Source organism: Aeromonas sp. R5-1, assembly GCF_040908265.1.
GTDB classification, from domain to species: domain Bacteria; phylum Pseudomonadota; class Gammaproteobacteria; order Enterobacterales; family Aeromonadaceae; genus Aeromonas; species Aeromonas caviae.
Genome location: NZ_JBFODJ010000130.1, coordinates 1 through 22,301 on the forward strand (window position 1 = coordinate 1; position 22,301 = coordinate 22,301).

Here is a 22,301-nt window from a genome sequence, read left to right on the forward strand (position 1 = left end):
TGCGAGAGTAGGACACTGCCAGGCACCCAATACAAGAAACCCCGCTCACTCGAGCGGGGTTTTTTATTGCCTGAAATTCAGCCCTCACTGGAGGGCAAACGGGCACTATGGTGCTGTTCGTCGTTCACGTTCACTTGTTGCCGAACCCACATGTTGGCTCTCTCCGTTTTCATCATTTTTAGCGTAATAACCCAGTCGGAGCTGTTCTGTCTAAACCCGCCGCCCGCGCTGCGATTGGGGTTGTATCTGAATCATAACTCGGTAGAGTAAGGGGCATTCCGGGTTTGCCCGTGCCATGGTTTCGGTTTCTTTTTCTGGTATGGGACTCTCAGCCTGTTTTTATTCACCTTCACTCAGTGGTACCGATATGGAACAAGTAAACAAGTCAACCTTCAACGATGTGCTGGAATATGTGCGTATGTCCCGTCGTCAGAACAAGCTCAAGCGTGAAATCGCGGACAACGAGAAAAAGATCCGTGACAACCAGAAGCGGGTACTGTTGCTCGACAACCTGAGTGACTATATCAAGCCCGGCATGAGCATTGACGAGGTTCAGGCCATCATCGCCAACATGCGGACCGATTATGAAGAGCGCGTAGATGACCATATCATCAAAAATGCCGAGCTTTCCAAGGAGCGCAAGGAGCTGAGTACCAAGCTGAAGAGTATGAGCACCAGCAAATAATACCGCCCCGCTCTCGTCAACACCGGCCTCTGGCCGGTGTTTCATTTTCATGCCGCAGCTCGGATCTCTTGCCGCATTGCAACAATCGGCTCCCATTTTCACAATCGCCCTGTTAACATCGCTGCAAAGCGGTCAATAGATTTCAAGCCCTTGACTTGAAACGACTAAGCTTGATTGAAAGACAATAAATTGCGCAACCATGGTGGGGCTGATATGGGCGCATCAAAACAGACGGATTCAAATAAAGTGGCATCTCAGGATTCATCCGTACCTAATACGGACGGGCAACAACAGCGTAAACGCCGACCCTGGTGGCGCTGGTTGTTCTGTTTTATCTTTTTGCTTTGCCTGGCTGCCGCGATCGCCCTGGTGGGTTATGAAATGAAGACCTCCCGACTGCAGTCACAGGAGATCTCCCGCTATGCGGCCACCCTGACCTATCAGATCGAACCCGGCCCCAGCAAGCAAATTGCCTTCCCCGACGACGGCCCGTTCGACAAGCGACTCGGTTATGTGCTGATGCCCATGATCCAGGAACGTCTCGTTCAGCGTGGCTACCAGGTGAGCGAACAGGTCCGTTTTTCCGATGCGCTCTACAACTACGCCAGCCACGGTTTCTTCGTGCCTTATACCGAGAAGGTCCAGGCAGGATTGACACTCTATGACTGCCGTGCAGAACCTTTCTACCAGTACAAGTATCCGACTCATTACTATCCGGATTTCAATGCCATACCGCCCCTGGTCATCCAGTCTCTGCTGTTTATCGAGAACCGTGACCTCCTGAGCAACAAGGAACCGCTGGCCAACCCGGCCGTAGACTGGCCGCGCTTTGCCAAGGCGGCGCTGTCTCAGGTGGGCAAGGCGCTGGATATGCAGGATCAATCTGCTGGCGGTAGCACCCTGGCGACCCAGGTGGAGAAGTATCGTCATTCTCCCGATGGACTGACCGTTTCGCCGACCGAGAAGATCCGCCAGATGGTCTCGGCCAGCGTTCGTGCCTATCGGCTGGGGCCCGAGACCCTGGAGGCCCGCAAGCTGGTTGCCTGGGCCTACCTCAACTCTGTCCCGCTCTCTGCGGCGCCCGGTTATGGCGAGGTCCACGGTCTCGGTGATGGCCTCTGGGTCTGGTTTGGCGCCAATGTCGATGAGGTGAATCGACTGCTGGATCCCGCTCGCAACCAGGATTCCACCCTGGCCGAGCAGGGCCTTGCCTTGCGCCAGGTTGTCTCCCTGATGATCGCCCACCGCCGTCCTTCCTATTACCTGGCGCAGGGCAGAGAAGCACTGTCGACCCTGACAGACAGCTATCTGCGACTCTTCGTGCAGGAGGGAATGATCACGCCCCCCCTGATGGAGTCGGCTCTCAAGGCCAAGCTGGTCTTCCGCGATTTCCTGCAGGCACCTGCCATCACCAGGGTCAACAACAACAAGGGACTGCAGGTGGCTCGCACTCGTCTCAGTCGTCAGCTCGGGGTGCAGCTTTATGATCTGGATCGCATGGATCTGACGGCCAACACCACCCTCAACATGCCGCTGCAGAACGAGGTGTCACGGTATCTGCAGCAACTGGCAGACCCTGCATTCGCAGCCCAGGTGGGCCTGTTTGGTGAGCGCCTGCTCTCGCCGGAGAAGACGGGTGATGTGAAGTACAGCTTTACCCTGTTCGAGAAGACGCCGGAAGGGGTCAAGGTCAGGGTGCAGACCGACAACACGGACCAGCCGTTCGACATCAATGAGGGCAGCAAGCTTGAACTGGGATCCACCGCCAAGTTGCGGGTGCTGACCACCTATCTCGAGATTGTCACCGAGTTGCATGACAGCTACGGCAATATGCCGGTGGAGAGCCTGCGAAAGATCGAAGTGTCCGATCAGGACAACATCAGCCGCTGGGCCATCGCCTATCTGATGAGTGCCAAGGACAGAAGCCTGCCGGTGATGCTGGAGGCCGCACTGGACCGCAAGTATTCCGCAAGTCCCTATGAAGGCTTCTTTACCGGCGGTGGCATGCACACCTTCAACAACTTCCGCAAGGAAGACAACGGTCGCATCCCGCCCATTCGCGATGCGCTGCGGGAATCCATCAACCTGCCCTTCGTGCGCTTGATGCGGGACATCGTCCGCTACAGCCTCTACAAGGAGGGAAATCGTGCCCAGTTGTTGAAAGATGACAGGGATCCTCGCCGTACCGAGTACCTGGCCAAGTTTGCTGACAAAGAGGGCCAGACCTATCTGCTGAGGTTCTGGCGCAAATATCGTGGCAAGAGTGCAGAAGAGCAGCTCGATACCTTCCTCGATGGTCTCAAACCCAGCGCGGTGCGTCTCGCCGCCGTGCATCGCTATCTGATGCCGGAAGCCTCCCAGGCCGACTTTGCCGCTTTCCTGGCCAAGCGCCTGCCGCGGGAGAAATTGACCGAGAAGCGCATAGAGCAGCTCTATACCAATTACGGCCCTGGCAAATATTCTCTGCCGGATCAAGGTTATATCGCACGGGTGCATCCACTTGAGCTGTGGTTGCTTGCTTATCTCAAGGAGTTTGACAAGGCCACCTTTACCGATGCGGTAACCGCCAGCCGTGACGAGCGTCAGGAGGTCTACAGCTGGCTGTTCAAGACCCGTCATCGCAGTGCCCGGGATAGCCGGATCCGCACCATGCTGGAGGTTGAGGCCTTCCTCGACATCCATCAGCGCTGGGCTCGCCTGGGCTACCCGTTCGATCACCTGGTTCCGTCCCTGGCGACCGCACTGGGCAGCTCGGGCGATCGTCCTGCTGCGTTGGCCGAGCTGATGGGGATCATCCAGAACGGCGGCATTCGTGCGCCGACCCTGCGCATCGAGCACCTCTCCTTTGCCAAGGGGACCCCCTTCGCCACCGTCTTTGAGCCGGCGAACACCCAGGGGGAACGGGTGATGCCTGCCGAGGTGGCCAACGCCTTGCGCAATGCACTCTCCAAGGTGGTGGAAGGGGGGACGGCGCGGCGCATCGCCGGGGCCTTCGCCTTGCAGGATGGTACTGTCCTGGCCCTGGGGGGCAAGACGGGGACCGGGGACAACCGGATCGAGACGGTCGGTCGCTACGGCAATGTGACCAGTTCACTGGCTCGCAACCGGACTGCGACTTTCGTCTTCTACATCGGGGATGATCACTTCGGCACGCTGACGGCCTATGTACCTGGCAGCCAGTCCGACAAGTTCCGCTTCACGTCGGCGCTGCCTGTACAGGTGCTCAAGGGGATGGCCCCCCTGCTGGTCCCCTATCTGCAACCTGCTACTCATACCCAGTGCATGGCGGGCAGCTGAGCGGATAGCGTATGAAAAAACGGGGCCATTTCGGCCCCGTTTGATTGTGTACTGCACGCCGCCCTGAGGCGGACGTGAGTCATCACTTACAACAGATCTTCAATTTCACCGCGCAGGTACTGGTACATCTCGCGATAGGCTACCGGCGGCTTGTTCAGCTCCCGCTCCTTGTTGGCGGTGCGGATCAGCTGACGCAGCTTCTGGCGATCCAGCTCGTGGAACTGGGACATCAGCTCGTTGAGGGCGCTGTCGCCTTCGGTGATCAGCCGCTCGCGCCACTGTTCGAGGCGATGCAGGCGGGCGTTCACGGTGGAGTGACGCATCTTGATGATGGAGAGGGCCTCTTCGATGGGGGCGACATCGCGGCTACGCATCAGACGGCCGATGAACTGGAGATGGCGACGGAAGGACTCATCCTTCTTCGGCTTGAGCTTGCGACCCAGCTCGACCGCTTCGGCGAGCTCTTCATCCAGGGGGATCTTCTCCAGCTCGCTGTGACTCAGGGAGACGATCTCTTCCCCCATCTTCTGCAAGGCTTCGGCATCACGCTTGAGCTGGCTCTTGCTGGGGCCCCAGTCTTCCCACTCGTTGTCGTCTTGATATTGACTCATCGGTCTCTGTATTCCTGTCATTCACGTTTGGCGGATATGTTACCAGCTTCTCCCGCTGGGCGCAGGGGTCTGATATGCTTAGCCCCTTTCCTTCCCTTCATACAGATGTGAGTTATGGACCAGCAAGATCAAATCCGCCAGGATCAATCCCATCTCGAGGCCGTGGTCGCCGAGGCCCTTGAGATAGCGAAAGGGCTGGGCGCCGGGCTTGCCGAAGTCTCCATCAGCAAACAGACCGGCCTCTCGGTGAACACCCGGGGCTGCGAGCTGGAAAGCATCGAATTCAACAAGGATGGCGCACTCGGCATCGCCGTCTATCGCGATGGTTGCAAGGGGTCCTCCTCCACCACGGATCTGACCAAGCCGGCCATTCGCGCCGCCGTGGAAGCGGCCATGGAGATCGCCCGCCACACCTCTCCCGATGACTGCGCCGGTCTTGCGGATGCGGATCTGCTGGCCTGGGATGCCCCGGACCTGCAACTGTGCCACCAAATCGAGCTGGATCCCCAGCGTGGCATCGCGCTGGCCATCGAGTGCGAGCGGCTGGCCCTGGGACGGGATGCCCGCATCAAGCACTCTGACGGAGCCAGTTTCTCCAGCCACCTGGGCGTCAAGGTTTATGGCAACAGCCACGGCTTCGTCAAAGGCTATGCTGCATCGCGCAACTCCCTGAGCTGCGTACTGATCGGCGAGCAGGATGGCGACATGCAGCGCGACTACGGCTACTCCTCCAGCCGCTCCCTGGACGGGCTGTGGAGCCCCCAGCGCATCGCTGACGAGGCGGTGGAGCGCACTGTTTCCCGCCTGGGGGCTCGCAAGATCAGCACCCGCCATGCCCCTGTGCTGTTCCACCCCGATACCGCTGCCGGCCTGTGGGGCCATCTGGTGATGGCCATCAGCGGGGGCAACCTTTATCGCAAGTCGAGCTTCCTGCTGGATAAACTGGGCAAGCAGATCCTGCCCGAGTGGCTCACCATCCAGGAGTTCCCCCACTTGCCGGGAGGACTTGCCAGCACCCCGTTCGACGGGGAAGGGGTTCGCACCCGCGACATGGACATCGTCCGCAGCGGCGAGCTGATGAGCTGGCTGCTCACCTCCTACTCCGCCCGCAAACTGGGCCTGACCACCACGGGCCACGCCGGGGGCATCCATAACTGGCAGGTCTCCAATACCGGCCAGGACTTCCAGGGCATGCTCAAAGAGATGGGCACCGGGCTGCTGGTGACCGAGCTGATGGGGCAGGGGGTCAACATCGTCAATGGTGATTACTCCCGCGGCGCAGCCGGTTTCTGGGTTGAAAATGGCGAGATCCTCTATCCTGTGGAGGAGATCACCATTGCAGGCAATCTAGCCGACATGTTCAGCCATATCGTGGCGGTGGGCAGTGATGAGGATGAGCGTTCCAGCCTCAAGACCGGCTCCGTACTGGTCGAGCAGATGAAACTGGCGGGGCACTGATCCCCTCCGTCCGATCTGGAATATGGTGTCTAGTCCTGAGATAGGTCTACACATTTTCAGCTAGCTTTTAGCACTCAGAACCCCCGATGCGTCACATCAGGGGTTCTGTATTTCAATGCCTGATGCGGTTGCTCCAGGTTATAAGTATCCACTGCCTTTCGCACTTTTCCCCGCCTGCGCCAGCCTCTGCAGGCTTTGCAGCAGTGACTCTCTTTTCAAGATCTCAGTGCATTTTGGTGACAGTTATGAGTATCTGTCATCAAGCATTTGACCCCGTGTTGTTCATGCAATGACTGATACAACCCCGAACAATACTGCACCTGGTGGTCCGAATGATGAATAAGCTCTCCGTGGTCACGTTGTTGCTTCAGTGTTTTCTCGATCACCATCGACTCGGCATTCATCTCTTAGTTGCCACTATTTTGCGTGAGCAGGTGTCCGTCACCTAGCTCAGGTAGAGCGGCCCTGAGTGTCATAACGCGTCTGCGTCTGTTTATAGGTGAGCTTGCCTTCTTCAATCTGCTCGACCAGGGCCAGTTTAAAAATCAGAGTAATTGTGTTGTGTTCGTTTACGCCCTGTCCCATCGAGATCTCCATCTATTCGGAGGAGAAGATGCAAACCATATTCAGGCAGATGCGCCGATCAGACGTCGGCCAGCTGCAATGCCTGGCGGTAGTACTCGTTGGCCTTATTGGTCAGGCGGCGCTTGTCCATCACCTGGCCGAGGGCGTGGTAGAGGGCGGCATCAGGCGCCTTCGCCACTTCCTGCTCCAGCAGCCGCTGGGCTTCGTCCAGTTGACCGGCCAGCAGGCAGACCCGGGCCAGCGCGGCTTCGGCGCCAGGCTGATCCTGGATCTTTCTGAGCAGGGTCAGCATGGGCTGGTAGTCGTCCAGTTTGAGCTTGGGCAGGCGGGCGAACAGCTCGGGGGAGGGATCCTTGCGCAGGGCCTCCAGCCAGAGATCGGCGGCTTCGGCATCGGCCCCCAATCGGCGCAGGCGATCCCCGTAACTGGCCAGCAGCACGGGATCCTGGCGCTGTTTGCGGGGCAGACCCTGCCAGACCGTGCGCAGGGTGTCGAGGGAGTCGCTGGCGGCCTCCAGACGACCGCACCACGCCTGGTGCAGCAGGGTCTCTTCCTGCTGAGCGGTCAGCTTGCCCACCTTGCGCAGGGCAGGGGCGAGATCGATGAGGGCCGCCCAGTCTTCACGGGCCAGATACACCTGACGCAGCTGATCCAGCACCATGGGGTGGCGCGGGTTGAGGGCATAGATGGACTCGAGGCGACCGAGGGCGCTGTCGTACTGGCCCTGCTCAATCTGCAACTGGGTCTGGATCAGGGTCAGTGCCAGCTCTGCCTTGGGGTTCTCTTCCTGAGCTTTCTGCAGGTAGTGATCCCGGCGCACGTCATCGCCCCGGGCCTGGGCCACCCGGGCGGCGCTCAGGTAGTTGAGCAGCGGGGTGTCGCTGTTGTCTGCGCCCTTGATGAGGAGCTTCTCGGCCTGGTTGTAGTGCCCCTCGGCCATGGCCAGGGTGGCATTGACGGTTTGCAGGTTGGCCTTGCGGCGGCGGCGGGAACCGAACCAGCCCTGGGTCTTGCGGCGCAGGCCGAACAGGCGGGCCAGCACCCATTCCACGATGAGCAGGGCGCCGTAGAACAGCACCGCCAGGATCACCGCGCTGGTGACCGAGGATTCCACCGTGTAGTTGCCCAGCGAGATGAGCACATAGCCCTTGTTGCCGGAGGCTTCGGGCCCGAAGATGAGGCCCGCCACCATCACGGCGACTATGACGATCAGACGAATCATGGTCTCCTCCTCAGTTGCCGGCCAGGATGCGTTGCAGGCGTTCGGTCAGCACCTGTTCCAGCATGGTCTGGGTCTTGAACTGATCCGGGTAGTCAAACTGGATCTGCTCGCCTTTGAGCTTGTCGAGCTCGGACTGCATGTACTGGGTGGCGCTGTTGTCGGCATCGAAATACTGGGTCAGCCAGCGCTGGGCCTTCTCCAGGCTGTCGACATAGAGGGACTGCTGTTCACGATAGACGGCGAGCTGGGCCTGCAGCAGCTTGGTCTTGAGGTTCTCCCGCAGGAAGATCTCCTGCTGCGGGGAGAGCAGGGCTTCCACGGCGCCATCCCGGCGACGAATGGTGATGAAGTTTTCGGTGAACTTGACCCAGTTCTTCTTCAGGTTGCTCTGCCACTCGTCCGGGTTGGTGCTGACGGTCTGGTCGGGCTCGCTCTTGGCTTCCGGCATGCTGACAGTGGAGAGGGGCAGCAGCTCGATCTGGTCCGAGAGGGCGGCCAGCTTCAGGGTCAACCCTTCGCGATCGACCCGCGGCATCCCCTTGAGCTTGGCGATGTCTTCCGCCAGCGCCTTGCGAATGGGCATCAGGCTGGGGTCGTTGAGCGCCTTGATGCGCTCGTCGGCGTTGCCGAGCAATGTGATGGCGGAGACGATGTCGTGTTCGAGCCACAGCTTGCGGCCCGCCATGCGCACCAGGTATTCGGATTCGGCCAGCATCCAGTCATTCGGGCGCTTGTCGTCCAGATCCAGCACCTTGGTCTGCAAGGCGTCCAGCGCCTCCTGCAACTGCTGCTGGCTCTTGCCGAGGGCACCGATCTGTTCGGCATCCTTGCTGCTACCCTGATCAATCCTGGTCATGGCGTCGGCCAGTTGCTGCTTGAGGGCTACCAGTTCGGCCTGCTGGGCAACGGCGTTCTGGTGTCCGTGCACATAGAGACCACCGGCCAGCCCCAGGGCCAGCAGGATGGCGATGCCGCCAAGCACGGTGCCAGAGCTGCCCTTCTTGCTCCCTGTCGTTCCGGGCGCGGGCTTGTTGTTGTCGGCCACGGTGGCCGCGGCACTCGGCTGGACTTCTTGCTGTTCAGTCATTCCATCTTCCTCAGTTCCAGGGCGGCCACCAGAGCCTGGTTGGATGCACCTTGGGCAATCACGATACGGGTAAAACCAGCCCCTTCTGCCATCTCGGCCACCCGGGGACTGGGCACCACCAGCAGGCGGTCATAAAGCCAGGGGTGCTGCGGGCCGGGCACCAGGGCCAGCAACCGCTGCAACAATTCGCCACTGGTGATGAGCAGGCTGTCGAGCCCGGCTGCCTGCCAGTGGCGGGTCAATGCGTCCCCGTCAAGATCGGGGTAGTGGCGCTCGTAGGTGGCACAATAGTGCACCAGTGCGCCCCGTGAGGCCAGCGTCCGGGCGATGAGATCCCGCCCGTCGTTGCCGCGCAGGATCAGCACCCGGCGGCCACTCACCCCTTGCAGTGCCGGCAGGGCCAGCAGCCCTTCGCTGCGGGGATCGGCCGGGCACAGGGCCTGGATGCCCGCCTCGGCAAAGGCATCCGCACTCGCCTGACCGACTGCAAAGTAATCAATATGTGGCCAGGTCTGACCAGTTTGCAACAGAAAATGATGTGCAAAATGAACGGCATGCATGCTGACGGCGATAACGAGGTCCGCCTCCCGCAGCATGTCACCCAGGTGAGGGAGGTCGCATCCCGGCCGGGTTTCCAGCAGCGGACAGCAGAGCGGTGCATGACCCAGCTGGTGCAGCATCTGCACCAGCTGGTTGGCCTGGGCGGCCGGGCGCACCACCAGGGGGACCATCAGGCGGCGCTCCGGGCAGATGACCGCGAACCTGGCTGTGCTGCACTCATGCCCGGTAGACCTCGGCCAGGATAACGTCGGCACCGGCGGCCAGCAGGCGCTGGGCCAGGGTGTGGCCCAGTGCCTCGCCCTCTGCCAGGGGGCCGCGGATCTCGTCGCGAATGACGCGGGCACCGTCCGGGCTGCCCACCAGGCCGCGCAGCCATACCTCTTCTCCCTGTACCAGGGCGTAGGCCCCGATAGGCACCTGGCAGCCCCCTTGCAGGGCGCGGTTCATGGCGCGCTCGGTCAGCACCCGGATGCGGGTTTCGGCGTGCTCGAGCGGCGCCAGCAGGGCGTGCAGCTCAACATCATCCAGGCGGCATTCGATGCCGACCGCCCCCTGGCCGTTGGCGGGCAGGCTCTGTTCGGGCTCGATGAAGGCGGCGATGCGATGGGCCATCTCCAGTCGTTTCAGGCCGGCGGCGGCCAGGATGATGGCGTCATATTCACCGGCATCCAGCTTGGCGAGGCGGGTGTTGACGTTGCCCCGCAGGTCGCGGATCACGAGATCAGGGCGGGCAGCGCGCAGCTGGCACTGACGGCGCAGGCTGGAGGTGCCGACCACGGCCCCTTGAGGCAGCTCGTCTATCTGGTTGAAATGGTTGGAAACAAAGGCATCACGTGGGTCTTCGCGCTCACAGATGGTGTGCAGGCCGAGTCCGTCGGGGAACTCCACAGGTACGTCTTTCATGGAGTGGACAGCGATGTCGGCACGCCCTTCCAGCATGGCAGTCTCCAGTTCCTTGACGAACAACCCCTTGCCGCCGACCTTGGCGAGGGGGGTGTCGAGGATCTTGTCACCCTGGGTGCTCATGGGCACCAGTTCGACCTGCAGATCCGGATGGAGTGCCTCCAGCCGATCTTTCACAAAATTGGCCTGCCACAGGGCCAGTGGGCTCTTTCGAGTGGCAATTCTCAGGGTTCGGGCTGCCATATCAATCAGTTGTTTCATCTTTTGAGAGGAAAACGATCTTACCACCCTTTGCAGGGGCTTTCATGGCGCAGCCCGCAAAAGCGGGGCCAAGCTCAAAAACGGGGGCTGAAAATTATTTTCATTCAGCCAATAATTGATTTTAAGTTATTGAAAGTAAGCAACTTTATTGCTTTCCTCTGATACCGTTACGAACGGGGTCAGAAATAATCCGGTGATTGTGTGCGGGCTTGTTTACCACTGCTGTTTGCATTGTTAACATGATCACACTTTTTTGACGTCTCCCCGTTTTGGTGCGTCATTTCTCTTCCCCATAGGTAGGGCATTGCTGGTTAAACTCGACACGCTGGTGGCGCGCTACGACGAACTCAATCGTCTCAAGACGCAACGAGCGCTGGATCTCATGAGTCGCTACGGGCAGCAGGTTTTCCACTTGCTGCCTGTCATGCTGCACTTCAATCACCCCCTGTTGCCCGGTTATGTGGCAGGGGATGTGCCTCATGGTATCTGGAGTTTTGTCGCCAACGATGCCCAGCAGGCCTTCATCCAGGATCTCTGCCAGAACGCCAACTGCCAGGGCGGTCTCAGTACCCACGACAAGTCCATCCAGGGCCTCTACTCCATGGGGAGCACCTCCTCCATCGGTCAGTGCTGCCACTCGGATCTCGACATCTGGGTCTGCCACGTGGCCGGTCTGTCGAGCGAGCGCCTCGCCCTGCTGGAACAGAAGTGCCAGCACCTCTCCATGTGGGCCGAGCAGCGGGGGGTCGATCTCAACTTCTTCCTGATCCCCGAAGACAAGTTCCGTCAGCGCAACGATGCCCAGATGCAGGGGGAGAGCTGCGGCAGCGCCCAGCACCTGCTGCTGCTTGACGAGTTCTACCGCAGTGCCATGCACATCGCCGGCAAGCGGCTGCTCTGGTATCTGGTGCCGGCCGAATATGACGATCACTACGACGACTACGTCAACGGCCTGTTTGCCCACGGCAAGTTGAGCCAGGATGACTGGCTCGATCTCGGCGGCTTTGATCGCATTCCTGCCGAGGAGTATTTCGGCTCCGCCCTGTGGCAGCTCTACAAGGGGATCGACTCCCCCTACAAGGCGGTGCTCAAGTCGGTGCTGATGGAGGCCTACTCCCACGAGTATCCCAACACCCGGCTGCTGTCGGTGACCAGTCGCGACTGGTTCCAGCACAACGAGGGGATGCACTACCGCCTCGACAACTACTGTCTGATGCTGGACAAGGTGACCAACTACCTTAAGTCCATCGGCGACATGCAGCGCCTCGATCTGGTGCGTCGCTGCTTCTATCTGAAGGTGTGCGACGGGCTGAGCCATCCCAAGGAGGATCACTCCCCGGACTGGCGCCGGGAGCAGATGGCCCAGCTGGTGGCCTACTGGGGCTGGAGTCCGGAGCGCCTTTACCACCTTGATCACCGCCAGGAGTGGAAGGTGGAGGACGTCAAGGTGGCCTACGCCGAGTTGCTGGAGGCTCTGATGCAGAGCTACCGCAACCTCATCCAGTTCGCCCGGCGCAACAACATCAGCGAGTCCATCAATCCGGAAGACATCGGCATCCTGTCGCGCAAGCTCTATGCCGCATTCGAGAGCCTGCCGGGCAAGGTGCAGCGCATCAACCTCAAGATTGCGCCGGATCTCGGCGAGCCGGATCTCAGCTTGGTACAGGTACCCCACGGCCGCCTGAATCGCGCCGGCTGGTATCTCTACAAGCATTCCCTCGAACCCGCCGACATCATCGGCCGGGCGCCGCTCGAATATAACGGCTACATCAGCAAGCTGGTGGCCTGGGCCTATTTCAACGGCCTGCTGACGCCCCAGTCCCGGGTACACCTGTTCAACCAGGGCTCGGATCTGCACATCGACAACCTGCATCAGTTCTGTCGCGATCTCTCCGGCACCTTCCCGGTCAAGTATCCCCGCGCGACCAACCTGGCCCTGAGCCGGCCGTGCGAGATCCGCCAGCTCTCCATCTTCCTGAACCTGGAGACGGACCCGTCCAGCCACTGGGTGGGGCAGGTGATCGAGTTCGATGCCAACGCCGCCGATGTCTTCTCGTTCGGTCGCAACCAGGAGTGTCTGGTGGGATCCGTGGATCTCGTCTATCGCAACTCCTGGAGCGAGATCCGCACCCTGCACTTCGAGGGAGAGGAAGCCGTGGTGGACGCCCTCACCACCATCCTCGGCAAGATGCACCAGGACGCCGCGGCCCCCGAGATGATCGAGGTGTTCTGCTACAGCCAGCACTTCCGCTCCCTGGTGCGCACCCGCTTCCAGCAGCTTGTGGCTGAATGCATCGAGCTGCGCCTGGCCCGGGACAAGCAGCAGCTGGTCAAGACGCTGGCGCTCGGCAAGGAGAAGTACGGCATCTTCTTCGAGCGGCGCGGGGTGTCGGTCAAGAAGCTGGAAAACGCCATCGACTTCTACCGCCACATCTCCCACAACAAGCTGGATCACCTGCCGCTGCGCCTCGACAAGACTCACAGCCAGCACCTGCCCGGTATCGTCGACGCCTACGCCAGCGAAGGGCTGGTGCAGTTCTTCTTCGATACCCGGGATGCAGGCACCAACATCTATATCCTGGACGAGGCGAATCGGGTGGAGATCTACCAGCACTTCGCCGGCAACAAGGACGAACTGGTACAGGGGGTGAACCGGTTCTACACCTCGGGTCACGAGCGATTCAGCAATGCGGGTCAGTTCAGCAACTTCAACCTGCCCCAGTACTACGAAATCGTGCAGGTGGGTGACAAACTCGATGTGATCCCCTACCGCAGCCAGAGCCCGCAGCGGGACACCCCAGGCGCGGCGCGGGAAGTAGGATGATGCGCTGATAACAGCACCGGCAAGATGGCAAACGGCCTGCATGATGCAGGCCGTTGTCGTATCCGTGGTGCGGGAATCAGGCGTGGAGGGGGCGCAGCCAGTGGGGGGATGCCGTCGAGCATCGCCGTCAGGGATGAAAGCAAACGGCCTGCTGATGCAGGCCGTTGTCTTACCCGTGAGCCGACAATCAGGCGCCGAGGCGGGCCAGCAACCAGCTGCGAATGTCGCCCAGCTGGGGGCGGCAGATCTCGTGGCGCATGGGGTATTCGTGCCACTCGGGGCTGAGTCCCGCCGCTTCCAGCCGGTTCTTGGCGTCCCAGCCCATGGAGAGGTTCACCACGTCGTCATAGATGCCGTGCATGTAGCAGATGGGCAGGACGCGGGCCGCCTCGCTCATCTCTGCTTGCAGGGCATCGGGTACCGCCAGGTAGGTGGACATGCAGAGCAGGCCTGCCAGGGGCACCGGATGACGCAGGGCGGTGAAGGAGGCGATGACGCCCCCCTGGGAGAAGCCGGCCAGCACGATGCGCTCGGGGGGGAAACCCTCGGCCACCAACTGGTCGATCAGCGCGGCAATACGGGCCGCTGACTCCCTGACATGGGACTCCACGGCGCGATCCGCCGGATCCTCGAAGCTCTTGATGTCGTACCAGCCGCGCATCCTGTAGCCCATGTTGATGGTGATGGGGCGCTCGGGCGCATCCGGCAGCAGATGGCGGACGGGCAGGTCGGCGGGCAGGGCCAGCGCCTCCACCAGGGGGGCGAGGCCGGCGCCGGAGTCCCCCAGCCCGTGCAGCCAGATCACCGCATGGCGGGCACCTTCGGGATGCAGATCCGTCATGAGAAGACCACGGGCTCGCCGGCCTGGGTGGTGCAGGCCCGGGTCAGCAGGGCCTTGAGCTCGTCGCCGAAGCGGTTGTCGATCCAGCTGTCACCGCGCAGCTCGAAGTGGAAGCCGTTCTCCCGGGTGGCGACCCAGATCTGGTGCAGGGGCTCCTGCTTGTTGATGATGACCTTGGTCTTGTTCTCGAAGCTCAGGGTCAGCACCCCGCCGGCGCGTTCGCAGTCGATATCCGGATACCCCTCGTCGATGGTGTCTTCCACATACTGGAAAAAGGCGTCGGTCAGGGCGTGATACTCGTGATCCTTCATCGGTTTATCCTGTTGCTTTTAACAATGTGAGTGCGATTATAGAGGGCCAAAAATTTTTTCGCAGCGAACCATTATGATTACCCAGTTCACCAAGTGCCTGTTTGCCGCGTCGCTGTCGCTCGGGTTGGCCGCCTGTGGCCTGACGGGGCCGCTCTACATGCCGCCGGCCGAACAGCCCGCACCTGCAGAGCAGACACAGCCCAAGACAGAGAGTACACCGCAAGCCGCCTCGCCTGCGACCGCTACACCGGCCTCAGAGGCCGCGCCGCAATAATCTAGGAAGGAACCGCCCCCTTGGATCACTTTAACTACGACGCAGACGGTCAGCTTCAGGCCGAACAGCTTCCCCTGCAACAGCTTGCCGACCAGTACGGCACTCCGCTCTATGTCTACTCCCGCGCCACCCTGGAACGCCACTGGCATGCCTTCGACCAGGCGGCTGGCGACATTCCCCACCTGATCTGCTACGCGGTCAAGGCCAACTCCAACCTGGCCCTGCTCAATCTGCTGGCACGCCTTGGTTCGGGCTTTGACATCGTCTCCGGCGGCGAGCTGTCCCGGGTGCTGGCGGCGGGCGGTGATCCGGCCAAGGTGGTCTTCTCCGGCGTCGCCAAGAGCGAAGCCGAGATGCGCCTTGCGCTGGAAAAAGAGATCCTCTGCTTCAACCTGGAGTCCGAAGCCGAGCTGGAGCGCCTGAACCGGGTTGCAGGCAGCATGGGCAAGAAGGCGCGGGTCTCGGTGCGGGTCAACCCGGACATCGACGCAGGCACGCACCCCTATATCTCCACCGGCCTCAAGCAGAACAAGTTCGGCATCCCCATCGAACAGGCGCCCGCCATCTACCGCAAGGCAGCGGCCATGGCCCACATCGAGATCAAGGGGGTGGATTGCCACATCGGCTCGCAACTCACTGAATTGAATCCCTTTATGGAGGCGGCGGACAAGCTGCTCAAGCTCATCGACGAGCTGGCGGCGGAAGGCATCCACATCCATCACCTGGACGTGGGCGGCGGTCTGGGGGTCAACTACGGCGCCGAGCAGCCGCCGCACCCCACCGAGTATGCCGAGGCGCTCAAGCAGAAGCTGGCGGGCCGGGATCTGACCCTCTTGTTCGAACCGGGCCGCGCCATCGTCGCCAACGCCGGTGTGCTGTTGACCCGGGTCGAGTTCCTCAAACCCGGCGAGACTCGCAACTTCGCCCTGATCGACGCCGGCATGAACGATCTGCTGCGCCCCTCCCTCTACGGCGCCTGGATGAACATCATCGAGGTGGACAGCCGGGCGACCCACGAGAAGGCACTCTATGACGTGGTGGGCCCGGTGTGCGAGACCGGCGACTTCCTCGGCAAGGAGCGTACCCTGGCGATTGCCGAGGGCTCCCTGCTGGCGGTGCGTTCCGCTGGCGCCTACGGCTTTACCATGTCCTCCAACTACAACACCCGACCCCGTGCGGCCGAGGTGCTGGTGGACGGTGACCAGGCGCACCTCATCCGTGAGCGGGAGCAGTTGGCGGATCTCTGGCGTGGCGAGCACCTGCTGCCGTGATGGATGGATTTTCAGCGTTCCTCCATGTGAGAGCGTGATTAACGGTGAGACAGGAACGCGCGATGTTGATTGAGTTTTCCAAAATGCACGGCCTCGGTAACGACTTCATGGTGGTGGATGGCGTCACCCAGAAGGTGTTCTTCAGCAACGACATCATCAAGAAGCTGGCGGATCGTCACTTCGGTATCGGCTTCGACCAGCTGTTGCTGGTGGAGCCGCCCTATGACCCCGAGCTCGACTTCCACTACCGCATCTTTAATGCCGACGGCAGCGAGGTGGAACAGTGCGGCAACGGGGCCCGTTGCTTCGCCCGTTTCGTGCGTCTCAAGGGGCTGGTCAACCGGGATCGCATCGCGGTCAGTACCGCCCGGGGCCGCATCACTCTGCAGCTGGAAGGGGAGAACCAGGTCACGGTCAACATGGGGGTGCCCCAGTTCGAGCCGGGCAAGATCCCGTTCCGTGCCCAGAAGGCGGAGAAGACGTATCTGCTGCGGGCCCAGGATCACACCGTGATGTGCGGTGCCGTCTCCATGGGCAACCCTCACTGCGTCATCGAGGTGCCCTCGGTGGCCGATGCGCCGGTGGAGACCCTGGGACCCATCATGGAGCGCCACGAGCGCTTCCCCGAGCGGGTCAACGTCGGCTTCATGGAGATGGTCAACGCCAGCGAGATCAAGCTGCGGGTCTTCGAGCGCGGGGTGGGGGAGACCCTGGCCTGCGGGACCGGGGCCTGTGCGGCCGTGGTGATAGGCATCAGCCAGGGCAAGCTCAAGGAGCGGGTCACCGTCACCCTGCCGGGTGGCAAGCTGACCATCGCCTGGAAGGGACCGGGTCAGCCCGTCTACATGACGGGACCGGCCGAGCACGTCTTTGACGGCCAGATAGAGTTGTAGACAAGGAGCGGGTGATCCCGCTCCATCAACGGATCATATCGGGGCCCTTGGCCCCTTTTTCGGATGGATCAACCAAGTTATGAGCGAACTCAAACGGCAGGAATCACTGGTGGATGAAGCCACAGTGCTGGAGTACCTGGCCCGTTATCCCGAGTTTTTCCTGCGTCACGGGGCCATGCTGGACAAGATCCGCATTCCCCATGCGCAAAAGGGCACCATCTCCCTGGTGGAGCGCCAGCTGGACAGACAGCGGGAGCGCATCGAGCAGCTGGAGCAGGAGATCACCGAACTGATGGGGGTCGCCAGCGAGAACGAGCGGATCTTCCGGGTCTATGCGGATCTCTACGGGGAGATCTACGGTTGCCAGACCCTGTTCGAGCTGAGCGCCGTGATGGGCAAGGCCTTCGTCCAGCGGCTGCGACTCACCGGCCTGCGGCTCTGGCTCAATCCCAGGCATTTCCAGCTGAGCGGCCCCGAGCAGCGTTTCCTGGCGCAGGGCAAACAGCTCGAACAACTGCTGGGCCAGCGCCTGCCCGGCACGGACTACTATTTCGGTCGCCTCAACCAGAGCGAGAAGCAGGCGCTGTTTGGCAATGATGTGCTGGTCAACTCGGTGGCCCTGATGCGGCTCGGGGAGCTCGGCGTGCTGGCCTTCGCGAGCTCGGATCCCAGCCACTTCACCCCCCACAACGACACCCTGCTGCTGGGTCAGCTGGGGCGTCTGCTGCAACTGCGTCTGCCCGAGCTGGCCCGTGGCTAAGGCAACGACCCGAGCCCCTGCCAGGACGCCCCCTGCCGCCGACCCCCTGCCGGTCGCACTGGCGGGGGAGCTGGACGCCTTTATCGAATACCTGCGGGTCGAGCGCCAGCTCAGCCCCCACACCCGTAGCAACTATCAGGCCCACCTGGAAGCCATGACTGCCGAGCTGGTGAAGCTCGGGGTCGACGACTGGGCCCGGCTCGAGGCGAGCCAGGTGCGCAGTCTGGTGACCCGGATGCACAAGGGGGGGCTGGCGCCCCGCTCCCTTGCCACCAAGGTGTCGGCCCTGCGCAGCTTCTGCGACTGGCAGGTGCGCCAGGGGCGGCTCACCGCCAACCCGGCGCGGGGCATCGTCACCCCCAAGCAGGGGCGGCCCCTGCCCAAGAACCTGGACGTGGACGAGATGTATCAGCTGCTCAACATCACCGACGAGCAGGATCCGCTGGCGGTACGGGATCGCGCCATCATGGAGCTGATGTACTCCTCCGGCCTGCGCCTTGCCGAGCTGGTGGGGCTCAACCTCGCGGACGTGAAGCTCGACGAGCGCCAGCTCAGGGTGATCGGCAAGGGCTCGCGGGAACGGGTGCTGCCCATCGGGCGGATGGCGGTGGAGTGGTTGCACAAGTGGCTCAAGGTACGCCCCCTGCTGGCCGGTGACGAGGGGGAGGCATTGTTCGTCTCCAAGCGCAGGCAGCGGCTCTCGGCCCGCTCTGTACAGGAGCGGCTCGACGGCTGGGGCAACAAGCAGGCGCTCAATGCCCACGTGCATCCCCACAAGCTGCGCCACAGCTTCGCCACCCACATGCTGGAATCCTCCGGCGATCTGCGGGCGGTGCAGGAGCTGCTGGGGCATGCGGATCTCTCCACCACCCAGATCTATACCCACCTCGACTTCCAGCATCTGGCCAAGGTATATGACAGTGCCCACCCGCGAGCGAAGCGGGATCCGGAAACGCCGGAGGATGAGTGATGTGGTGTGCGATCTGCGGGGATGACAATCTCCACGTCGCCCGGGTCAGGCGGGCGCTCGCAACGCCAGAGAATGAGGAGTAAAGAAACAGCCATGCAGTTTTACCGTCGCTGGCAGCCGGTGGCCGCCATCTCGTTCGATCTGGACGACACCCTCTATGACAACGGTCCCGCCATCGCGCGGGCGGAACAGTGGATGTTGGACCATCTGCGCAGCGAATACCTGGCTACCGCCATGCTGGACAAACCGCGCTGGCTCGCGCTCAAGCGCCAGTTGCTGCTGGACCACCCGGCGCTGAGCCACGACGTCAGCCTGGCGCGGCAGCGGGGCATTCGCGAGGCCCTGGTGCAGGGGGGCATGGAGCCCGGGCTGGCGGAGCAGCAGGCCAGGGCGGTGTTCACCGGCTTCATGGCCGAGCGCTCGAAGATAGAGGTGAGCGAGGCGACTCACGCCCTGCTGGCTCGTTTGGCGGCGCGCTACCCGCTGGCGGTGATCACCAACGGCAACCTGGATCTGGAGCTGGCGGGTCTGGCTGGCTACTTCACCTTGGTCTGCAAGGCGGGAGCGGGAGCCAGAATGAAACCGGCGCCCGACATGTTCGTGCAGGTGCAAGAGGCCCTGGGGCTGACCCCCGGCCGCATCCTCCATGTGGGGGATCACCCGGTGACCGACGTGCTGGGGGCCAGGCTGCACGGCTTTCGGGCCGCCTGGCTCAACGAGAGCGGTCAGTCCTGGCAGTCGCTGTCGCTGCTGCCGGATGTGGAGCTGGGACAGCTGCAGGATCTGGCCACCCTGCTGCTCTGAGCTGGGGGTGAGGGACAGATTCCGTGATGTATATCGGGCAATAACAACAAGGGAGCAAGGGCGTGAAGGGACTGAAGGGTGTCATCTGGCTGGCGATCCCCGTGGTGCTGGCGGGATGCGATCTGGTGCAAGACCGTTACCGGATGGAGTTCAGGGACGGATCCTGGCGGGAGATCGCCATCTCCCCGTTTTCCGACGAGGCGCGCTGGCGCGAGGGGTGTGCCACCGGAGAGATCCAGGTGGACATGACCCTGCCCCTGAAACGGGGCAAGGTGGTGAATGGCCGGGAGCAACTGCTCATCGGCGGCGAGCTGTTCGAGCTGGAGGATGCCCGTCTCTATCGCGGCAACGGCATGGTGCTCGGGCAGGCCCCGGACCATATCCAGCGGGGCCTCAAGGGGCTGGATGTCTGCCGAACCCTGCGCCCTGATCGCGGAGCCCTGCCCAAGCTCAAGGGCAAGGGATTTGGCGACTAGCCCGTCTGCTGCCTGAATGGGCAGGAGGCATCGCCGAAGGCAGTGGACAGCTTGATGGCGTGGGGGGGTCACAGGCCCGCCACGTCGGATGCCTCCGGGCAGCCCCCGATGCACGGGGCCCTGCCCAGGCTCAAGGGCAAGGGGTCGGCGACTAGCCGACCTGCTGCCTGAACCGGCGGCAGGCGTCGCCAAAGGCGGTGAAGAGCTTGATGGAGTGGGGGTTCTCGCTGGCCTTCCACTCCGGGTGCCACTGCACCGCCAGCAGGAAGGGGGAGAGGGCGGGAGCGTGGATCGCCTCGATCAGCCCGTCTTCGGCATGGGCCAGGGGTGCCAGCCCCTTGGCCAGCGTCTTGATCCCCTGCCCATGGAGGGAGTTGACCGGAATCGACGGCTGCCCCATCAGCTCGGCCAGCCAGGTACCGGGCACCAGCTCGACCTGATGGCTCTCGCCATACTGCTCGTCCACCGGGTCATCCGCATCCTCCCGATGATCGTCATAACCCGGCTCGCAATAGACCTTCTGGTGAATGTCCCCCCCCAGGGCCACGTTGATCTCCTGCATGCCGCGGCAGATCCCGAGGATCGGCAGGCCACGGTCGAGGGCGGCGCGCACCAGGGGAATATCGAACAGATCCCTGTCCCTGTCCTGGGGCTTCTCCGGGGTGAGGTTCTCCTGGCCATAGAGGGCAGGATCGATGTTGGATCCGGCACCGCTCAGATAGACCCCGTCGGCGAGGTCCAGATACTGCTCCAGATCCTCGGTGCCACAGCAGGTGGGCACCAGCAGCGGCACGCAGCCGCTGATCTCCACCAGAGGCTTGATGTATTTGTGGGTCATGACCTGGTAGGCGTGGCCACTGCGGGCCTGGGCCCCCATGGTCATCAGCACGACGGGTTTGTTATGGGCACTGGGGTTGGGCATAGGTCACCTTGGCTATCCTTGGCGGTCTCATCCTGCGCCTTGGGAAGGCCCTTGCCGCCTCGGCTCGCAAGGGCATACCTCAAGGCATGGTCGTGGGATCAGGGTCGCGCCAGCGTGCCAGAATCGTCGGTCAGCCTTGGCAACGACAGCCTGGATCCTGCCTCCAGTCTGCCAAGGCCGTTCAATATGTCAAACAAAATGATGCAATTATGTTAACCGCTGATGCCGAGATAGGGCTGTGAGTCCCATTTAAAGGGGCTTGAGGGGGGATGTCTGGTGCGGCGAGAGATTTGATGGTGGATATATTAAACATCTGGCCGGGCGGCCGGATAGCAGAAGGGGCCCACAGGGCCCCTTGTCGACTCAGGCGTTCAGGATGAAACGTTCGATCACCTGAGCGACCCCGTCTTCATCGTTGCGCCCCGTGGTGTGCTGTGCCAGCGCCTTGATCTCGTCGGTGGCGTTGCCCATGGCGACCCCGAGTCCGGCGTAGGCGATCATGTGGTGATCGTTGCCCGCATCCCCCACCGCGATCACCTGGGAGGCATCCAGCCCCAGGTGCTCGGCCAGGGCGGCGACGCCGGTGCCCTTGTTGCTGCGCTTGTTCATGAACTCGAGGAAGTAGGGGGCGCTGCGCACCACGGTATAGCGCTCGTGGAGTTCGGCGGGCAGCTGGGCGATGGCACGGGAGAGCAGGGGCTCTGGGTCAATCATCATCACCTTCATGATCTGCTCGTCGTCGGGCAGGGTGGCGAAGTCCACCAGGTTGATGGGTTGACCGATGAGGCGGGATTCGTGCTCGGTGTAGGGGCTGATCCTGGGGCTGATGAGCCCCTGGCGGACGGAGAAGCCGTGGATGTTCACCCCCAGCTCACAGGCCAGGTGGGCGATGGCATGGGCATCGCTGCCGGTCAGCAACTGGCTGCGGATGATGCGTTGCTCGGACACCTGCTGCACCAGGGCGCCGTTGTAGCAGATGACGTAGTCATCCTGTCCGGTGAGGCCCAGCTCGGTCAGGGCGGCGGTCATGCCTTCCAGCGGGCGGCCGGAGGCCAGCACCACGGTCACGCCCCTGGCGCGGGCTGCCGCGATGGCGGCCTGGGTGCGGGGGGAGATTCGGCCCTCTGGGGTCAGCAGGGTGCCATCCATATCCAATGCGATCAGCTTGTACATCTTCTCACTACCTGAGTCTGGCCGGCCCGCCCGATGGGGCCATGGGGAGGCCGAGTGTAGCGAAAATCGCCGCCGGGATCACGCCGCCTGCCGACGCGGGGGCACGTTGCCC

Annotated in this window: 21 protein-coding genes and 1 pseudogene; 11 read left to right on the plus strand and 11 right to left on the minus strand. The window is 62.2% G+C overall.

Annotated features, from left to right (window positions below):
• The first annotated feature begins 367 nt into the window (after positions 1 to 367).
• Together tmaR and AB5Y64_RS18800 are read left to right on the plus strand one after the other, a co-directional pair.
• Positions 368 to 685 (plus strand): PTS system regulator TmaR, encoded by a 318-nt coding sequence (tmaR, locus tag AB5Y64_RS18795; RefSeq protein WP_010672687.1) that lies wholly within the window; start codon positions 368 to 370, stop codon positions 683 to 685.
• Positions 686 to 898: 213 nt separating this feature from the next.
• Complete coding sequence (locus AB5Y64_RS18800) at positions 899 to 3,982, plus strand: transglycosylase domain-containing protein (RefSeq protein WP_039039814.1); 3,084 nt, start codon at positions 899 to 901, stop codon at positions 3,980 to 3,982.
• An 86-nt stretch (positions 3,983 to 4,068) separates the two neighbouring features.
• On the opposite strand, the gene yjgA is transcribed toward AB5Y64_RS18800, so the two are convergent.
• Complete coding sequence (gene yjgA / locus AB5Y64_RS18805) at positions 4,069 to 4,593, minus strand: ribosome biogenesis factor YjgA (RefSeq protein ID WP_010672689.1); 525 nt, start codon at positions 4,591 to 4,593, stop codon at positions 4,069 to 4,071.
• A gap of 114 nt (positions 4,594 to 4,707) precedes the next feature.
• On the opposite strand from yjgA, the gene pmbA reads away from it, so the two are divergent.
• Positions 4,708 to 6,051, plus strand: a complete 1,344-nt coding sequence (pmbA, locus tag AB5Y64_RS18810; protein ID WP_039039813.1) for a metalloprotease PmbA — start codon at positions 4,708 to 4,710, stop codon at positions 6,049 to 6,051.
• Positions 6,052 to 6,125: 74 nt separating this feature from the next.
• Here pmbA and AB5Y64_RS18815 read toward each other — a convergent pair.
• The 6 genes and pseudogenes from AB5Y64_RS18815 to hemC all read right to left on the minus strand — a co-directional run.
• Positions 6,126 to 6,520: pseudogene (locus AB5Y64_RS18815) on the minus strand (DDE-type integrase/transposase/recombinase); the annotation flags it as partial.
• Entirely contained in the window at positions 6,502 to 6,636 is a 135-nt protein-coding gene (locus AB5Y64_RS18820) for a hypothetical protein (RefSeq protein ID WP_010672691.1), read from the minus strand. The pseudogene AB5Y64_RS18815 and the gene AB5Y64_RS18820, both read right to left, overlap by 19 nt.
• A 58-nt stretch (positions 6,637 to 6,694) precedes the next feature.
• Entirely contained in the window at positions 6,695 to 7,858 is a 1,164-nt protein-coding gene (locus AB5Y64_RS18825; RefSeq protein ID WP_039039812.1) for a heme biosynthesis HemY N-terminal domain-containing protein, read from the minus strand.
• A gap of 10 nt (positions 7,859 to 7,868) precedes the next feature.
• Positions 7,869 to 8,945, minus strand: coding sequence for a uroporphyrinogen-III C-methyltransferase (locus AB5Y64_RS18830; protein ID WP_039039811.1), 1,077 nt, complete (start codon positions 8,943 to 8,945; stop codon positions 7,869 to 7,871).
• Entirely contained in the window at positions 8,942 to 9,676 is a 735-nt protein-coding gene (locus tag AB5Y64_RS18835) for a uroporphyrinogen-III synthase (protein WP_039039810.1), read from the minus strand. The genes AB5Y64_RS18830 and AB5Y64_RS18835 overlap by 4 nt, the downstream gene beginning before the upstream one ends.
• A 46-nt stretch (positions 9,677 to 9,722) precedes the next feature.
• Complete coding sequence (gene hemC / locus AB5Y64_RS18840; RefSeq protein WP_039039809.1) at positions 9,723 to 10,652, minus strand: hydroxymethylbilane synthase; 930 nt, start codon at positions 10,650 to 10,652, stop codon at positions 9,723 to 9,725.
• 322 nt (positions 10,653 to 10,974) lie between these two features.
• On the opposite strand from hemC, the gene AB5Y64_RS18845 reads away from it, so the two are divergent.
• Complete coding sequence (locus AB5Y64_RS18845; RefSeq protein ID WP_039039808.1) at positions 10,975 to 13,494, plus strand: class I adenylate cyclase; 2,520 nt, start codon at positions 10,975 to 10,977, stop codon at positions 13,492 to 13,494.
• A 187-nt stretch (positions 13,495 to 13,681) separates the two neighbouring features.
• On the opposite strand, the gene AB5Y64_RS18850 is transcribed toward AB5Y64_RS18845, so the two are convergent.
• On the minus strand, positions 13,682 to 14,335 hold the full coding sequence (locus AB5Y64_RS18850) for an alpha/beta hydrolase (protein ID WP_039039807.1): 654 nt from the start codon (positions 14,333 to 14,335) through the stop codon (positions 13,682 to 13,684).
• Positions 14,332 to 14,646 carry an iron donor protein CyaY gene (cyaY, locus tag AB5Y64_RS18855; RefSeq protein ID WP_010672698.1) on the minus strand — a complete coding sequence of 105 codons (315 nt, stop codon included), beginning with the start codon at positions 14,644 to 14,646 and terminating at the stop codon, positions 14,332 to 14,334. Before cyaY ends, AB5Y64_RS18850 begins: the two co-directional genes overlap by 4 nt.
• 73 nt (positions 14,647 to 14,719) lie before the next feature.
• On the opposite strand from cyaY, the gene AB5Y64_RS18860 reads away from it, so the two are divergent.
• The 7 genes from AB5Y64_RS18860 (at position 14,720) to AB5Y64_RS18890 (ending at position 20,094) form a co-directional block, all read left to right on the plus strand.
• Positions 14,720 to 14,920 carry a lipoprotein gene (locus tag AB5Y64_RS18860; protein WP_010672699.1) on the plus strand — a complete coding sequence of 67 codons (201 nt, stop codon included), beginning with the start codon at positions 14,720 to 14,722 and terminating at the stop codon, positions 14,918 to 14,920.
• A 20-nt stretch (positions 14,921 to 14,940) separates the two neighbouring features.
• Positions 14,941 to 16,191: a diaminopimelate decarboxylase gene (gene lysA / locus AB5Y64_RS18865; RefSeq protein WP_039039806.1), complete on the plus strand. Its 1,251-nt coding sequence runs from the start codon at positions 14,941 to 14,943 to the stop codon at positions 16,189 to 16,191.
• A gap of 62 nt (positions 16,192 to 16,253) precedes the next feature.
• Positions 16,254 to 17,084 (plus strand): diaminopimelate epimerase, encoded by an 831-nt coding sequence (gene dapF, locus AB5Y64_RS18870; protein ID WP_029313578.1) that lies wholly within the window; start codon positions 16,254 to 16,256, stop codon positions 17,082 to 17,084.
• A 79-nt stretch (positions 17,085 to 17,163) separates the two neighbouring features.
• Positions 17,164 to 17,844, plus strand: a complete 681-nt coding sequence (locus tag AB5Y64_RS18875) for a DUF484 family protein (RefSeq protein ID WP_010672702.1) — start codon at positions 17,164 to 17,166, stop codon at positions 17,842 to 17,844.
• Complete coding sequence (gene xerC / locus AB5Y64_RS18880) at positions 17,837 to 18,814, plus strand: tyrosine recombinase XerC (protein WP_039039805.1); 978 nt, start codon at positions 17,837 to 17,839, stop codon at positions 18,812 to 18,814. Before AB5Y64_RS18875 ends, xerC begins: the two co-directional genes overlap by 8 nt.
• A 93-nt stretch (positions 18,815 to 18,907) precedes the next feature.
• Complete coding sequence (locus tag AB5Y64_RS18885) at positions 18,908 to 19,618, plus strand: HAD-IA family hydrolase (protein WP_039039804.1); 711 nt, start codon at positions 18,908 to 18,910, stop codon at positions 19,616 to 19,618.
• 143 nt (positions 19,619 to 19,761) lie between these two features.
• Positions 19,762 to 20,094: a hypothetical protein gene (locus tag AB5Y64_RS18890; protein ID WP_234704016.1), complete on the plus strand. Its 333-nt coding sequence runs from the start codon at positions 19,762 to 19,764 to the stop codon at positions 20,092 to 20,094.
• Positions 20,095 to 20,245: 151 nt separating this feature from the next.
• Here the strand turns inward: AB5Y64_RS18890 and AB5Y64_RS18895 are convergent, their stop codons facing one another.
• Together AB5Y64_RS18895 and yidA are read right to left on the minus strand one after the other, a co-directional pair.
• The gene (locus AB5Y64_RS18895; RefSeq protein ID WP_039039802.1) at positions 20,246 to 21,016 is read right to left on the minus strand and encodes a gamma-glutamyl-gamma-aminobutyrate hydrolase family protein; all 771 of its coding nucleotides are present in this window, start codon (positions 21,014 to 21,016) and stop codon (positions 20,246 to 20,248) included.
• A gap of 363 nt (positions 21,017 to 21,379) precedes the next feature.
• Entirely contained in the window at positions 21,380 to 22,189 is an 810-nt protein-coding gene (gene yidA / locus AB5Y64_RS18900) for a sugar-phosphatase (protein ID WP_039039801.1), read from the minus strand.
• Between the last annotated feature and the right edge of the window lie 112 nt (positions 22,190 to 22,301).